Below are 16,564 nucleotides of genomic sequence, written 5' to 3' on the forward strand. Positions count from 1 at the left end.
CCCGTTTTACCGGACTGCAAAGATACAAATCTTTTTCTATCCCGCAAATCTTTTTTAATGAAATTTTAAAAGACCTGATGATTTATCTGTTCTTTTTTATTATTATAATTTATATGCTATTTGTAAAAGTCCGTTACATAAGTAAAAGGTTATTATTATATCATATCATCTATAAAATATAAAGTAGAATTAGTTCTAAATGTTTTCGCTTATCTAAAAGCTCTTCTGCGCTACCCCAAACAATCTCTCGTTTTAAGTGGGGCAAAAATACTAACTTATTACCTTACAATCCAAATACAGTTAACATAATATGAATCAACAGCTATGTTTTGTGGGAAACTTCCTTGTCTATTCGCCTGATTGTATTACCATTATAAAAAGGTAATAGTTATCCACAGGAAACCACAGATAACCCTTTCAATATGGAAAGATGTTGATAAAGTAAGGTTTTACGAGGATTTATATCGATTAAAGAGATTGAAGAAACATCTCTAATGATTATTAATTGATCTGATTATTATTTACAAACCCTGTAAATAGCCAAGCTTTTAATATTTATTGTATAGAATGACGCAATAAAACGATTTTACCTGAAAGAATTTGAAATGTGATGAAACCTTTGTAGGTTTTGAAAACTATCAGGGTTGAATGCTATAATATTAATGACATATTATATAATGTAAAGTTTGACTCAAACCACCCTGTCAAAATTTTTTGAATTTTAACACCACTCCAAAGGAGGGTAATTTTTGTATACGGTTATGATAACTGTGGAAGAAAATTATATGATAAAGTGGAGATGGGATAAAAAATGCCGGAATAGTAGATTGATGGATTATAAGATAGCTCCAGTGAAGTCTTCACGCAGAACCTTAGCCCCGATTGCAATGAAAATCCTTTTTTGAAAAAAAAGATTGTAATGGAAAGCGGGATCAAGCTTCAGATAAAAAAATTCTACAGGATGGATAATAAAAGATAGAAAGGAAAAACGATGGTAAAGGGATGAAAATAGATATTAAAAATGATAATAAAGAATTCTAAAATCAAAAAAATCTTTTGATCATCAATTTATATATAGAGTAACCGATCAGGCAGCCGATGGTATCCGCAACGACATCCATTGTTTCCATAGACCGTCCCAGCCCCATCGCATCTTGAAGGATCTCAGTAAGAAAAGCGTAGATGAGGATAATCTGAAAAAAATAAGAAAATCTGATTTTGGGAAAGGCAGCTATAAAAATAAAACCCAAGATGGCAAATATACTGACATGCAAAACCTTGTCAATCCCAGTGAACATAAACCAGTATTCATGGTTTTCTTCTCCCGGTCTGAGAAGCATATAAGTAAGAAATGCCCAATAAATGGGCAAAATCTTACTGAATATATTTGAAATTTTATCCAATTACTTCCTGATATTCTTCTGCAGAAAGTAATTCTGAATGATCTGCACCTTCAGCAACTTCTAATTTAATGATCCATCCGTTTCCATAAGGATCTGTATTCAAAAGTTCAGGCTGGTCTTCCAGGTCTGAATTGAATTCGATTACTTTTCCTGCGATAGGTAAGAATAAATCTGAAACTGTTTTCACAGCTTCTACACTTCCGAAAACGGCACCTCCTTCCAGCTCATCATCTACAGTATCTATATCTACATAAACGATATCTCCAAGCTCGCCCTGTGCGAAGTCTGTAATACCGATGGTAGCTACATTACCTTCGATCTTGATCCATTCGTGATCTTTCGTGTACTTTAATTCTGATGGTGTGTTCATTTTTAAATTTTATTTTGTACAAATGTATTCAAAATTCTACAAGCTTCAAATATCGGATATAAAAAATGTCCTCCAAAATTGAAGGACATCTAAATTTATTACGGTTCTGATTAAAAACCTCCTGAATCTCCGAATGTAAACGTAGCGGAAATTCCTGCTCTGACCGTTGACAGCGGGAATGCTGTAGAGATTTTATATTTAGAGGTCATCTGCTCATAGAATACTCTCAGGTTTAAGTTTTCAGAAACATTATAGTCTGCGGAAACTTTAATATTCATTAACCTCTGACCTCCAGTCACCTGTGAATCATCCAGCAAGATATTGGTAATACTGGTCCGGCTGTCCCGCAGTGAGAAGTCTCCTCTGATGTTCAGATCGGTACCTTTGGCTTTTCCTCTTCCCCTTACATTGGTCATCCCCAATCTGAAGTTTCTGATGATATATCCTACTCTTACAACATATTCATTGTTTGAATCTTCAGTAAGCGTATGGTTAACCAGCCCTAATAACAATGTACGTAATCTGTTGTACTGAATTCCCAGCTGGATATTGTTCCTCATCGTCATATCTACGCCGATCAATGGGGAGAAGTTTTCAACATACCCTACCTGAGCAAAAGTAAACGGATTAATATAATCATCATTAATATCTCTCTGCGTAGCATTAAAAGAGTTAAGCGAATTAAAATAATCGATACTTGACTGTACTCCCGATGCCGTATAGGTTGCCTGGTATGCATGCAGGATATCAAATTTAGAAAACTGTCCGTTAATGACAGGAACATTTCTTAATCCTGAATACGTGATTCTCCAGTTTGGAATCGGAAGTCCTGCCTTTTTAGGATTATCCATCATTTTTACCGTTTTGCCTTCTACTGCAGCCCTGAAAGCAGGAATCAAAATATAGGCATTTGAAATTCCGTATCCGTCTTTAAATCCGTCCGGCTGCAGAGCTCCCGGCATCTGCTGAGATAAAGTCCTTGCATTTTGCCGGATAGCCTGGTAAATGGCTGCACCATCCTGGAATGCTGTTTTAAGCAATACTACAGAATTGGTATAGGTAACCAGATCATTGGCAAAAGTATAATTCGGATTCACGATCCCCGTGACTTGATCCCGGTAATTGAATCCGGTATGGGTGAAATTTCTGTTATAATTATGGATCGCACTGATATCAATCCTCAGATCATTCATCGGAACGACCTGTAAGTTGGCCCGCAATTCACGTGTTGACATCCGGATATAAGGATCGGTCATAAATTGCGAATCGCTTACCCAACCGTTCTCCATCACCAATCTTCTGATATCTGCCTGTGAGCCCAGCAAGAATCCGACTGTAGGCCCTCCTAAAGTCTGTCCGTACCCATACCAGTTCGGAGCAGATAATAATCCAGGAAGAACCGTTCCATTATTTTCAGAATAATTAATGTCCAGTTGTCTTAGTGATGTCAACAGATATGCCATACTCTGGACCGGAGTCAGCCTGTTTTTAAATTTATATTTTTTATAGGCATATCTGTTTTTCTCCCATGCCTGCGTGTAGGCATTGTTCAATGAATCAATTTCCTGCTTACGTTTCTGAAGCTTTGCAGAAAGATTCTTAAAATATTTAAACTGCCCAAAGAATTTCGTAAAATCTGCTGTACCTGTTGCCTGAATCACGTTGGTATTCTGACCGATCGAACCTAAGCTTCCATCGGGACTCAGCAGTAAAACAGTGGATCTCGCATTCCAGTTATAGGTAAATCCATATCCTATTTCCGCATCAATAAAATCAAGATAAGGAAGATACTGGAACGGCAATTTATAATTCAACTGGACCCTGTGGTTATACAATACCGGTCTTCCTGCTCTGAAGACATTTCCGAAAATGGAATTGTTATCCATTGTATTGACATCCATATTGTCGTTCAGTGTTCTTGTTGCAGAGTTGATCTCAAGTTTTAAAGATTTTGTAAAATTAAATCCTAAACCGTACTGCCATCCGAAATAAAAATTCCTGTTCTTAAGTGCCCCGAAGTCGTCTGCGTAATTTCCACTTAAGATCGCATCAATATTTCTGAATTCCAGTTCATTGTAATTTCTGTCCACTTCCGTTCTGAAAGAAAATCGTGTTGGAACCGGATTAAAGTTAAATTCTTTTACCCATCTTAAGTATTTCGTAGACTTCGCAGTATCGCTGATCATTTTATTGAACGGACGGATTACCCATGGCTTGAAGGTATAATTGTAATCTATATATCCTCTTAGATACTGTCTGTAATTTCTTTTTGTATAAATATCCCTGTAGAAATCGTCATTGTAAACCGCCGTTACCGAAAGGTTTTCTACATCATAGAATTTCGGCTTTCTGTTCTGGTTCATTCTCTCTTTGTGCATATTTACAACACCGATGCTTCTTTGCTGTGTATAGGTTCTTGCTACTTTTTTAAGCTCTTCCCTGTTAGCTGCTTTCTTAAACTCAACATCGGTATCCAAAGGATTGTATTTCGGATCTTCTATCGTTTGAGAGTAAGAATAGTTTAACGGGATCTTAACACCGCTTTTTGCCGGTAAGAACTTATCTACATTTACGGCTGTATTGATACTGAACGCAGATTGAGTAGACTGGCTTCTTTCTGCCGGTTTGGAGTCAATATTTCCAAAGCCTACGGAGGTGTAGGAAGCACTTGTGTTCACAGTAGCAAAATCACCTAAGTTGAAATTCAAGCTTGCATTTCCTGCATAACCGCCATCATTTTCAATTTCAGAAAGACGGATTTCGTTGACCCAGAGAATTCTGTCTATTGAAACTGCAGGATCGGTTCTTGATAATCCGTTTCTAATTCCGATCATGATGGTCGTAATATTTCCTAAACTTGGACGACCTTTTATATACAGTTTTTTAAAAGTATCTCCAGGATCAAAAGTTGGATCCATTATTCTTTTTACAATATCATTCGGGAAATTTTTATCTCTCCTGATTTTTGCATCCACAAAATCCTGAATATTTAAATCCACATCATTTTCCATTGGCCATATTTCCATTGGAGCTGTTGCCGAAGTCGGAGTAATTTTTAACGAAGATTCGTACTCATAATAGTTATCCGTAGCATCACTACCTAACCGGATAAAGAATTTTGTTTTCTTATCAATTTGCCCACTAACCGGACCTTCAGTTCTAGGGTCAGTATGAGCATGCACAAAAAGTTTCAGCTTTTTATACCTTCTCATGTCAAGAGAAGTATTTTTGAACACTCCTTTTGCTTGACCAGCTAGTAGTCCATTAGCTTTTAAATATAATGAAGCCTCGTTTTGTCTTTGCGCTCCTGCATTTCCACTGAGAATCTGTCTGTCGATTCCCGGAGGCAGTACATAAGGGGGCTGATTCAAGGCATTTTCTTCAATATTTACACTTCCTACTTCCAGATTTCCAATAGTTGTATCATCAGTTAATCCTTCATCCGTTGCAGAATCAGCTTGTGCATCATTTCCAAATACAGCAATATTTTTCGGATATTTTCTCCAGTCTGATCTTACAAGATCCATGGTACCGAATCTTAACGTGGAAGTCTGGTCGAAACCTTTTAATAGCAATCTGGCAAATCGTACATTATTAAGAATGGAAGGATTGGCATCACCTGCAGTATTCACATACTTCGAAACCGGAATTCTGAACAAGTACCATTTTACCTGTGAAGTCTGACCATTTTGGAAGGTTGCCTGAACTGTTTTAATATCAACAATATTATTATCCGATCCTAAAGTTAAACTTCCGGGAGCCAAATCTACTTCATACTGGTTATAGCTTTCACTTTGATCTAAGTTATAATCTTTGTTAATGTCTTCCGCATCCGGCGTCTGGGAAGCTACCTCCAGAGAGTTGCTCCGTGAGTTTCCTTCCGGACCTCTGAAATATTTGTATCTCTGAACAAGAGACGAAGCCTGGTTTCCTGTAAACCGGTCAGACATATAGAATACAAAATCATCCACCGCAGGGTCAGACAAATTCGTCACCGGGTTAATAAATGTATTCCCAAACAAAGCTGCTTCCTGATCGGAACTTAAACCATCATATCCTAAATCCTGTGCCAACCGGTCTTCTCCTTCACTTGAGAAAGCATATAAAATCGGCGGCTGCTTAGGCTGGGTTCCCCAGTTTGAATTTGTTGTCGTAGACGGAGCCGAAGGCGTAGGCAATCCGTTTTCGTATTGCATCTGTCCGTCCTTCAAGACATCTTCGGATACATTTCCCAATTGTAATAAAAGCTTTGGAGCGGTTCCCAATGTATTTCCATCTGCATAAGGATCCATCATCCAGAATTCCACATATTCTATATTGGAACTTACAAAGTTGGAAACCGAGATCGGCCTCATAATACCAGCCCATCTTTGCGCCGTGCTTTCTGTAGCAGAATTTGAGTTATAAGGCCCTTTTTCTGCAGGATAATAAGAAATATCAAATGTATTGGTATAAGTCTGTTCTCCTGCCACGAAGTCCCTGTTATTAAAAATTTCAGAGAACTGGACTCTTCTTGATGCGTGGTTGGAGACAGATTGTGGTGTAATACCGGTCGGTGCCTTGCCTCCCACTCCCCAGAATCTCGGGTCAATGTTGTACCATGATAACAAACCTCTTCCATACCCTTCTGTAATATCGTTATTTTTACCGGCTCCTGCGAAAAGGGGGTCTGATTGGTTTCTTTCAGGTTTTGAAGCAAGGCTCCATGCCGTAGGTTCTTTTAAAGTAATTTTCGAAGTGGTTTGCTCAAAATCGTCAATGTATGACTGATCGTTAATTCCTTTATTCAGTCCCGGAAGCAGATAAGCGGTCTCCATTTTGAAGTTCAGATTAGAGGGAGCCTCAGTATTTACCAAAGGTATTTTATCCGTAAGCCTTGTCAGGAATGGCAACTGATTGTTATACATCAGGTTGATTCCAGCCATGGTATTGTTTACGGCTTCCTGGCCATAGTTTACTTTTTGGGTAAGCGGTGATTCGGAATAGTTGACAACAGTTCCCCCTAAGATAAAGTTTTCATTAAACCTCCTTTCTAAATTTAAGCCTAAGAAACGTTTTCTCTGGGTATTAAATGTTAGCTGGTTTTCCAATGAAATATTAATAGCCTGTCCGGACTGTTTTACCTGTTCATTAATGATTGTTACCGTTCCAAGCATATAATCTACAGTGTAGTCAATTCCTTCGGTCAGCTGCACTCCATTAGCCGAAACTTTTACCGAGCCCTGAGGGACATTTACTGCTCCCAGAGATATTCCCTGCCCCTGAGTCCCTTTATAACGTCCTTCAATAGTATATCTTTGTGACAGATTGCCATTTGTTGCGACCTGTTTCTGTTGGCTGTAAAGATCTGAGAACACATACTGCGGATCATTACTTCCGATAACAGACTGTATGTAACTACCGAATGGCTGAACTTTGGTGAAAATTACTTTTCCAGTTTCAGGTCTGATGGTAATCCCATTGACAAAGTCAAAAATACCATCTCCGGTTGTTCCTCCGTTACTTTGTAAGTCGCCATTCGCATTCAGTCGGTCCCAGTTTAACAACTTAATTAAAGGCTGACTGCGGATCTGCTCGTTGTTGTTTACAGGAAGATAATTGACCTTTCCTCCTGACTGTGGGTCTCTGTATAAAACATTCAAGATAAATCCGTCCTGGTTAACTTGCCCGGCATCCAGGGAATAGATGTTCTTCATCATCAGGTTCCACATCGGGGAAGATGTTTTTACCGTGGTATTAGGCTTCAAAAGCTTGGTCACCAAAACCGTACTCTCTTCAGAAAATTCCCCTACCTTATACACCTGGTTGCTTCCATTTACGGTATAAGAGAATGAAACTCCCAAAAGCTGGTTATCATTTAATCTCTGATTTAATGAAATATATCCCAGCTGGGATTGTATTGTATATTCATTGGAATTTAATCTCCTTGCTTTCTTATTGAAAATAAAATTCTCACCATCTACATAGGATTCTGCCCCTCCTGAAGCAACCGGAAGACTGGCCCCTTTAATAGCATCGTAAGCTGTACTTGCATCTCTTAATCCGGGTAAACCGTTTACCGAAGAGTAAAGATTTAAACCGGGCTGGTCATTATTCGGAAGAACTCCCGGAGCATCTCCCAAATCCCTGATCCCGACAATACTCTTCTGATACTGCAGGTTGCTATTCCCCTGATCCAGCACCCATACTTCCATTCTTGTGATACTTATCTTTGAGTTGATCTGAGGATAATTCAACAACGAGTTATCATAATTGTCTAAAAAGTAATGCCCGATAAAGTAGTGCTGGTTGTCTTCATAATCAATTGCATTCAGCTTAAAAGTATTCATAACACCACCGCCCTGAACCGTAATATTTCTTGCTTCACCCTGTTGCTGTGAAAGCACCACTGTTCCGTACGTCTTTCCAAGCTGAAATTCTGTTTTCACTCCAAATAAAGACTGGGAACCGCGTATCAGACTGGTTGACAGCGGCATATTCACATTACCGAATTCTACTCTTTTAATAATTTTATCCTCACCTCCCGCACTGGGCTTATCAACATCCTGAAGGCCTTTCTGCTGAAGGTCTTTCCAGCTTCCTTTTGCCTGCCATACCAGATTCATCCTGTTCTCAAAAGCGAAGCCGCTCTGGGTATCATAGTTTGCTTTTAGCTGAAGGTTTTCCCCTACCTTGCCTAACAATCCAAGCTGAATTCTCTGGTCAATATCGAACGAAAAGCTGGTTCTGTTTTGTGGTAAGATTAAAGGGTTATCAATTTTCTGGTATAGTCCTGCAAAGTCAAAAGACGCATATCCAGATGGAATAATTTCAATTTTGTTACTTCCGAAGATTGTTTCAAAAAGCCTGTTGTTAATCTGCAGCGAAGGAATCAAACCTTTTCTTGCCGCATCAGTCTTATCCTTCCGGAACATCAGGCTGTAACGGTCTGATTTTTCTTTGTAATAGGCACGTGTCTGTTCAGCCATCATAAACTCCTTGTAGTCTTCAGGAGACATGGCGGTCGGTGGCCCGGTTATTGTATTTCCAACCTTAGGATATACAAAATACATCCCGGTCTTTATATCATAATAGGCTTCATACTGCGTAGGATCGGCCAGCTGGTAATCCTTTTTGATGATTGCTGTGTCACGGACCGGTGGTCTTTGCTGTGCGAAAGTCATTACTGACACACATAAAAACGACAGGAACAAAAATAGGTTGAGGTACTTATTATTTGCCACCAAATGTTAAATATTTTTTAAAATCTGTTTTACCAATTCTTCTATTGAAATATCAGGGTTCTGCTTTATGATCCTGTCCGCCAGCTTCTCACTCATACGCTTCGGAATTCCTAAAACTTCTAATGCAGATAACGATTCTTCCTTCACTTTATTATTTGCAATGGTAGAAATATTTTCTTCCGAATTGCTGAATTTCTGCACTTTATCATTGAGGTCAACAATAATCCGTTCAGCGGTTTTTGCGCCGATTCCTTTTGCTTTCTGAATCAGTGCACTGTTCTTGGAAAGAATAGCCGAAGCAATCTCTTCAAGACTTAATGTCGATAATAAAATAAGGGCAGAAACAGCACCCACTCCGTTAACACTTATTAACAGATTGAAAAGTTCTTTTTCTGAACGGGTCTTGAATCCGAAAAGCAAGTGGGCATCTTCCCGGATAATCTGCTGGATGAAGAGAAATGTTTCCTGATTGGTCGTCAGTGTTTGCGATGTCATTAAACTAATACCGACATAGTAACCAACTCCCTGGACGTTGATCACTGTGTAGGCAGGCGTAAGTTCCTGAACAATGCCTTGTAGTGAAAATATCATTATTAATTTTTAAAACTCCCAAATATAGCAAATTAAACCAATTAATATTTTCATTTCACTCACGAATGGTTTTTAACTTAATTTTTGTTTGCGATTTTAATGATTCGCCATAAAAACAAAAGACTTCAAAAATTGAAGTCTTAATTTTGTAATTATTGGAAATAATTTTAATTATTTTTCTTTTTTCTCCCTTCTTTGGGCATCCAAAACGGCAATGGTAGCCAGATTGACAATCTCGTCAACACTGGAACGCATCTGCAGTACATGAACCGGCTGCTTTAATCCCATCAGGATCGGCCCGATCACCTGTGCTACTTTCATTCCCCTGATGATTTTGTATGATAAGTTCGCACTTTCAAGATTCGGAAAAATGAAGGTATTGGCAGGAGTAGTTCCTAATTTAGAAAAAGGATAATCACTCAGATGATCAGCATCCATGGCAAAATCCGGCTGGATTTCTCCGTCAACAACCATTTTTGGATGTTTCTCATGAAGAATGCTGACTGCTTTTGCCACTTTTTTTGAAGTTTCGGAAATTCCCGCAAAGTTTTCAAACCCAAGCATCGCAATCCTTGGTTCAATAGCAAAAGATTTTACGGTTAATTCTGCCATTTTAGCAATATTTACCAAATCTTCAGCAGTAGGATTCTGATGGATTGATGTATCTGCGAAGAAAATAGGTTTCTTCTCAGACAAGATCATCATCATAGCAGCTACCTTATCAACCCCTTTGTCTTTTTCGATAATCTCTAAAACCGGTCTTAACACGGAAACATAATTTTTAGAAAAACCGACAATCAAGCCGTCTGTATCCCCATGTCTCAACATTAACGGCCCGAAGTAATCTCTCTGACGAACAAATCTTTTAGCTTTATATTCATTCATGCCTTTTCTCTGACGAAGTTTCCAGAGCGTCTCGCGGTATTTTTTCCGGTTTTCTTTCTGATCATCATCACTCGGATCGATAATCGGAACATCCAGGCTGATCCCGAAGTGTTTCATCTGCTCCTGAATATATTTTTTATTCCCTAAAAGACTTGGATATGCAATTCCTTCTTCGTATAAAATCTGAGCTGCTTTAAGAACGTTATATTCTTCAGCATTTCCTAACGTAATTCTTTTCGGATTGGCTTTCGCACGGCTCTGCATCATCCTTACCAGCTTCTCATCCCTGCCCATTCTGTCCAGAAGGCTGTTTTCATATTCGTCGAAATCAGCAATTGTTTTCCCGGCAATTCCGCTTTCAATCGCTGCTTTTGCAACTGCACTTGATACTTTAGTAATTAACCGGTTATCAAAAGGTTTAGGAATGAAATATTCTCTTCCGAACTGTAAATTCTGAACATTATATGCCAGAATTACCGCTTCAGGAACCGGTTCTTTAGCAAGATCCGCAATGGCTTTAACCGCTGCCAGCTTCATTTCTTCATTGATGCCTTTCGCCTGTACATCCAATGCGCCACGGAAAATATAAGGGAAACCCAAAACATTGTTTACCTGATTAGGATAATCACTTCTGCCTGTTGCCATAATCACATCCTTACGGGTTTCAAGGGCCAAATCATATGCTATCTCCGGATCAGGATTTGCCAGTGCAAATACGATAGGGTTTTCATTCATCGTCAATAACATTTCAGCAGTCATCACATTTCCTTTGGATAAACCCACAAAAACATCCGAATTTTTTACAGCATCTTCTAACGTTTCAATATCCGTATTGGCAATGAAGTCCAGTTTTTCAGGAGTAAGATTCTCCCTTTTATGGTTAATCACCCCTTTGCTATCGCACATCAGTACATTTTCTCTTTTTAACCCTAAAGAAATATAAAGGTTGGTACAGGCAATAGCTGCAGCTCCGGCTCCGTTTACGACCATTCTAACCTCTTCAATATTCTTGTTTGCGATCTGAAGGGAATTAATTAATGCTGCAGCTGAAATAATTGCAGTTCCATGCTGATCATCATGCATCAAAGGGATATTCAATTCCTCTTTTAACCTCTGTTCAATATAAAATGCTTCAGGGGCTTTAATATCTTCAAGATTGATTCCTCCGAAGGTCGGAGCTATACCTTTTACAATATCAATAAATTTATCCGGGTCTTTTTCATCAATCTCAATATCAAAAACATTGATATCTGCAAAAATTTTAAACAGAAGACCTTTCCCTTCCATCACCGGTTTTGAAGCTTCGGCACCGATATCTCCCAATCCTAAAACGGCTGTCCCGTTAGAAATTACCGCTACCAGGTTTCCTTTTCCGGTATAATCGTATACGGTTTCCGGCTTATCATGGATTTCCATACAAGGTACGGCAACTCCCGGGGAATAAGCCAGTGATAAATCTCTCTGGGAAGAATGCGGTTTTGAAGGAATTACTTCAATTTTTCCTTTAGGTTCGGCTTTATGATAGTCTAACGCGGCCTGATTAAAATTTTTCTCGTCGCGTTGATTTCTGTTTGACATATGAAATGTTTTTTATTTATAGTATATATTGAATATGGTAACTGACTAAACTTTCTATAGGTTTCTGTACAATCTGTCCCACATTTAAATTGAGTTCCGCCGCTGCAGAGCGTAGAATATCTTCATAGTAATAAGCGATTGATCCTATAAAATTGATCTCCGCATGTTTTGATTCTTCGTATGGTAGTACCTGGTAATCGAAAAAATTCAGCATTTCGTCAAAAACCATTTGTTGAAAATAAGGATGATGCTTTCTTTCCACAACAAATTTATTGAAATCTGCTAAGTAGGCATTCGGCCGCGACGTATGATACATGTTTTTTAATGCTTCATCCACGGTCAGCTTATACGTTTCTTCAAATTCAGAAGAAAGGTCTGCAGGCAGTTTCTGCATAAAGAATCTTCTCACCAGCTGTTTTCCGATGGAGCTTCCGCTTCCTTCATCCCCAACCAGAAAACCCAGTGAAGGCAATTTAATTTTCACTTGTTCACCATCAAAAAAACAGGAGTTTGAACCAGTCCCTAAAATACAGACAATCGCAGGACTGCCTCTGTATGCTGAATAGGCAGCTGCCGTAAGATCTTCTTTTACTTCTGTCTCTGCATGGATGAAGATTTTTTTAAGCTCCCGCTCAATAATGGTACAGTTTTCAGGAATGCCACAGCCTGAACCATAGAAAAATATTTTTTTAATTGAATTTTTAACTGAGCCTAAACCGATATTTTTTTCAATCTCGGGAACAATAAGTTCTGCTGCAATATTATTAGGATTAAAACCAATGGTTTCAGTTTTTAAGAAGACCTTATTAAAGTCATCCAAAATTACCCAATCACATTTTGTAGAGCCACCATCGACAATAGCAACCATATTTAGATTTTAGTTTAAGGATGCTAAATTATGAATTTATCTTTAAACAGCCTTTACAAAGAGTCCGGAAGCTGTCTAAAATCATCAATGTTTTATATCAGTTTTGTTTTCATTAAACTGTACCAACCAGTCTTCAATTTCTTCCTCAAGATAAGAGGTCTGAAGGATCATGGCATTGATAAAATCATCCGGAACGGGTTTATCATCAGAATTTTCAAGGCTCCAAAGCTCATCAGACATATTTTCGTATTCGGAATAGACCCTTTTGAACCGGGAATTTTCTCTTTCAAGAGTTGCAATATTTTTCTGCTGGAGCTGAAATTTTCTGTATTTGTTTTGATGTTTCATACAAATATTATTAAAGTTTTGCCGTAAAATTTTAGATGATGTGCCTTTGACCAAGCATTACAAGATAGAAAAACCATCAACCCAAATAGTTGACAATGAATTTATTATCAGGTACAGTTTTCTTCGTTCAGAAAATTAAATTTAGAAATTATTTTGAACCTAAAAAAATTTTTAACATCTTTTTTCAGTGTTTAACATATAGTTATAAATTTGCATACCATAATCATTGAATGAGAGATTTACTATTACGTCAGAAACAGATTCTGTTCTTCATTATTGCAGGCGGACTCAGTGCTATTGTAGAAATAGGTAGCTTTAAGTTGCTAAGCTCCTCCCTTCCTCACTTTTTCCCACGAGAGACTGATTTTTACGGATTGCATTATCCCCTAAGTAATATTTTCTCGACCGGCTGCGGAATTATTACCAACTATTTCCTGAGCATCTGGTTTGTTTTTGAAAGAGGCAAACATTCTAAAAGAAAGGAATTCGTTTACTTTATGGTGGTATCCTTTATCTCCACCTTACTAAGCCTTGGTTTTTTCCAGGTTTTTTACAGTTATGTATTTAAAGAAAATATTGATCTTATTGTTTACACACTAAGCCCGGAAATAATCAGTAAGATTGCAGCTATTCTGCTGGTCTCTGTTCTTAATTATTCGATCAAGAAAAAAATAATTTTTAACGGATGATGGTGACAAAGATTTTAAATTATCTCTGGAGATTCTGGCTTTTGCTGCTTGCATTTGTTGTTACCATTTTTTTTGGAATTCCCGTTTACGTTTTATCCTTTAACAAAAAGCATTACCGATATGCTTACCGCTTCATCAGATTCTGGAGCTACTGCATGTTTTTCGGAATGGGCTTACGGTATGAATTGCAGAAGCTTTCCGCGCAGAAGCTTGATAAGAACCAGCAATATGTTTTCATCTCTAACCATACGTCTATCATGGATATCATGCTGATGTGTATATTATGTAAAGACCACCCCGTCTGCTTCGTAGGTAAAAAAGAACTGGTGAAGATCCCCATTTTCGGAACCATCTATAAGAGGATATGCGTGATGGTGGACCGTAAAAGTGCCAGAAGCCGAGCGGATGTTTACAGAAGATGTGCCGAGAAAATGGAGGAGGGAAACAGTATTGTGATTTTTCCTGAGGGCGGCGTTCCCGATGATACTTCTGTTATTCTGGATGAATTTAAAGACGGTGCATTTACGCTTTCTTCAAAACATAATTCCCCTATCGTTATTTTTACTTTTATCGGATTGAAAGAAATTTTTCCATTCAAGAGTTCAGAAGGTTATCCCGGCAAAGCAAAAGTTTTTTTTAACGGTATCCTCAACCCTTCATCTTCACCAAAAGAACTTAAAATGTCTTCTTTTGAGACAATAAAAAAAACCTTGCTGGAACACGATAATCGAAAGAAATAATATATATTTGTTTTTCTTAATTTTTATGATATGGATGCAAATCAACAGCAGACCAAATGGTCTCAATTTCTGTCTTTAATTGTTGTCTTCTTCTTTTGGGGATTTGTGGCAGCAAGTAATGATATATTAATCCCGGTATTTAAAAAATGGTTTGTCCTGTCACAGGTACAGAGCCAGCTTGTCGCATGGGCATTTTATGTGGCTTATTTTGTAGGATCCGTGATATTCTTTCTGATTTCTTTAAAAAGTGATATTCTTCAGAAGTTCGGCTACAAAAAAACCCTGGCTGTGGGATTAGGGCTTTCTTCTTTGGGAGCATTCCTATTTGTTCCGGCTGCCTCTGCTGCCAACTTTTGGTTTTTTCTAACCGCTTTATTTATTGTCGGCTTAGGCTTTTCTGTACAACAGATCGTTGCAAACCCATTAGCAATTAAGATGGGAAGCCCTAAAACAGGGGCTCACCGTTTGACCTTAGCTGGCGGGATCAATTCTTTGGGGACTACAATAGGACCAATCCTGGTAGGTATTGCACTTTTCGGTATGGGAAACAAAGAAGAATCAACTAAAAATGATAACCTATCTAAAATTGAGATCGTAAAAAACGAGTACATCACGCATAAAAATGAACTCAGCACCAATATTACAGAGTTAAGAAAAGACACGCAGGATGATCCTGCTTCTATTAACGAAACGATTACCAAACTGCAACAGAACATTTCTGAACTTGATAACCAGATTGTTTCAATAGATCAAAATCCTTCAGCTAAAGATTCGCAGGTTGACCTGTATTCATCCAAGCTTAGCGAAATCAAACAGAAATCAACTAATATTTCTTATCCTTTGGCATTTGTAAAGGAAAACCTTAAAATGGTTAAGATTCCTTTTATCGTCCTGGGAGTCGCTTTCATTTTTGTAGCAATTTTCATGCTTTTCTCTAAAATTGAAGATCCAGCAAAAGATGAAGAGGAAGTGAAAACAGACGAACCAGGCGGTAAGTTTAATATTTTTAATTATCCCCAGCTGTATCTGGGCATGCTTGCGATCTTTATCTATGTGGGTGTAGAAGTATCTATCATCAGTAACCTTCCTGCGCTCCTGCATACAAAAGAATTCGGCGGAATTTTAGAACATAATATTGCTCCATTCGTTTCTTTATATTGGGGAAGCTTAATGATCGGCCGATGGAACGGAAGTATCAACGTATTCAATATCTCAAAGGCAACCAATATGATCCTGAAATTTATTGTTCCTTTTATTGCATTCGGAATCATTATCGTTGCCAATGAATTAAGCGGTAAAGACGTGTCGTCATTTTATATTTATGCGATATGGATTGTAGCATTTATTATCATGAGCTTCATCGGCGGTAAAAATCCGGGAAGAACCCTTATGATATTCGGTGTAGCCGGTATTTTGATGATGCTTTTAGGACTGGTATATCCTGATAAGGAAATTGCAAAATACTTCTTTATCTCCGGAGGACTTTTCTGCTCTATTATGTGGCCATCCATTTTCGACCTTGCGATTGCAGGACTTGGAAAAAATACAGGAAAAGGATCTTCTTTCCTGGTGATGATGATTCTTGGAGGAGGTATTATTCCTTTGATACAAGGCTGGATCTGTGATTTTGACAAATCAAGTCCGGAAGGAATTATGGGTATTACATGGACACATTTTTCATATGTTATTCCTATCTTATGTTTTGTTTACCTTGCCTTCTATGGATTTGTCACCCCAAGAATCCTGAAAAAACAGGGAATAGAAATGGAAGAATCTACATCAGGTGGACACTAAAAAATATTTTTCACATAAAAGGTTTTGGGCAGGTTTATTACTTGCCCAATTTCTTTTGTTTTATGCTTTTTCAAA

The 16,564-nt window shown here is 38.1% G+C and carries 10 protein-coding genes; 3 read left to right on the forward strand and 7 right to left on the reverse strand.

The features are described 5' to 3' along the window. Positions 1–1,043 precede the first annotated feature (1,043 nt). From MKJ01_RS10465 to MKJ01_RS10495, 7 genes are all read right to left on the reverse strand, one after another. Positions 1,044–1,370 carry a VanZ family protein gene (locus MKJ01_RS10465; RefSeq protein WP_241614036.1) on the reverse strand — a complete coding sequence of 109 codons (327 nt, stop codon included), beginning with the start codon at positions 1,368–1,370 and terminating at the stop codon, positions 1,044–1,046. A 25-nt stretch (positions 1,371–1,395) separates the two neighbouring features. Continuing rightward, positions 1,396–1,773 (reverse strand): glycine cleavage system protein GcvH, encoded by a 378-nt coding sequence (gene gcvH, locus MKJ01_RS10470; RefSeq protein WP_241614035.1) that lies wholly within the window; start codon positions 1,771–1,773, stop codon positions 1,396–1,398. 110 nt (positions 1,774–1,883) lie between these two features. Further along, positions 1,884–8,936: a cell surface protein SprA gene (sprA, locus tag MKJ01_RS10475; protein WP_241614034.1), complete on the reverse strand. Its 7,053-nt coding sequence runs from the start codon at positions 8,934–8,936 to the stop codon at positions 1,884–1,886. 66 nt (positions 8,937–9,002) lie between these two features. Continuing rightward, on the reverse strand, positions 9,003–9,587 hold the full coding sequence (gene ruvA / locus MKJ01_RS10480) for a Holliday junction branch migration protein RuvA (protein ID WP_241614033.1): 585 nt from the start codon (positions 9,585–9,587) through the stop codon (positions 9,003–9,005). Between the two features lie 171 nt (positions 9,588–9,758). Further along, positions 9,759–12,050 (reverse strand): NADP-dependent malic enzyme, encoded by a 2,292-nt coding sequence (locus tag MKJ01_RS10485; protein WP_241614032.1) that lies wholly within the window; start codon positions 12,048–12,050, stop codon positions 9,759–9,761. Between the two features lie 16 nt (positions 12,051–12,066). Beyond that, positions 12,067–12,918 carry a BadF/BadG/BcrA/BcrD ATPase family protein gene (locus MKJ01_RS10490; RefSeq protein ID WP_241614031.1) on the reverse strand — a complete coding sequence of 284 codons (852 nt, stop codon included), beginning with the start codon at positions 12,916–12,918 and terminating at the stop codon, positions 12,067–12,069. A gap of 84 nt (positions 12,919–13,002) precedes the next feature. Then, on the reverse strand, positions 13,003–13,266 hold the full coding sequence (locus MKJ01_RS10495) for a hypothetical protein (RefSeq protein ID WP_241614030.1): 264 nt from the start codon (positions 13,264–13,266) through the stop codon (positions 13,003–13,005). A 230-nt stretch (positions 13,267–13,496) separates the two neighbouring features. Between MKJ01_RS10495 and MKJ01_RS10500 the strand changes: the two genes are divergently transcribed. The 3 genes from MKJ01_RS10500 to MKJ01_RS10510 are packed head-to-tail and all read left to right on the forward strand — an operon-like array spanning position 13,497 to position 16,489. Then, complete coding sequence (locus MKJ01_RS10500; protein WP_241614029.1) at positions 13,497–13,955, forward strand: GtrA family protein; 459 nt, start codon at positions 13,497–13,499, stop codon at positions 13,953–13,955. Beyond that, positions 13,955–14,695, forward strand: a complete 741-nt coding sequence (locus MKJ01_RS10505; RefSeq protein WP_241632609.1) for a 1-acyl-sn-glycerol-3-phosphate acyltransferase — start codon at positions 13,955–13,957, stop codon at positions 14,693–14,695. The genes MKJ01_RS10500 and MKJ01_RS10505 overlap by 1 nt, the downstream gene beginning before the upstream one ends. A 30-nt stretch (positions 14,696–14,725) precedes the next feature. Next, the gene (locus MKJ01_RS10510) at positions 14,726–16,489 is read left to right on the forward strand and encodes an MFS transporter (RefSeq protein ID WP_241614027.1); all 1,764 of its coding nucleotides are present in this window, start codon (positions 14,726–14,728) and stop codon (positions 16,487–16,489) included. Positions 16,490–16,564: the final 75 nt, after the last annotated feature.

Source organism: Chryseobacterium sp. SSA4.19 (genome assembly GCF_022601875.1).
Classification (GTDB): domain Bacteria; phylum Bacteroidota; class Bacteroidia; order Flavobacteriales; family Weeksellaceae; genus Chryseobacterium.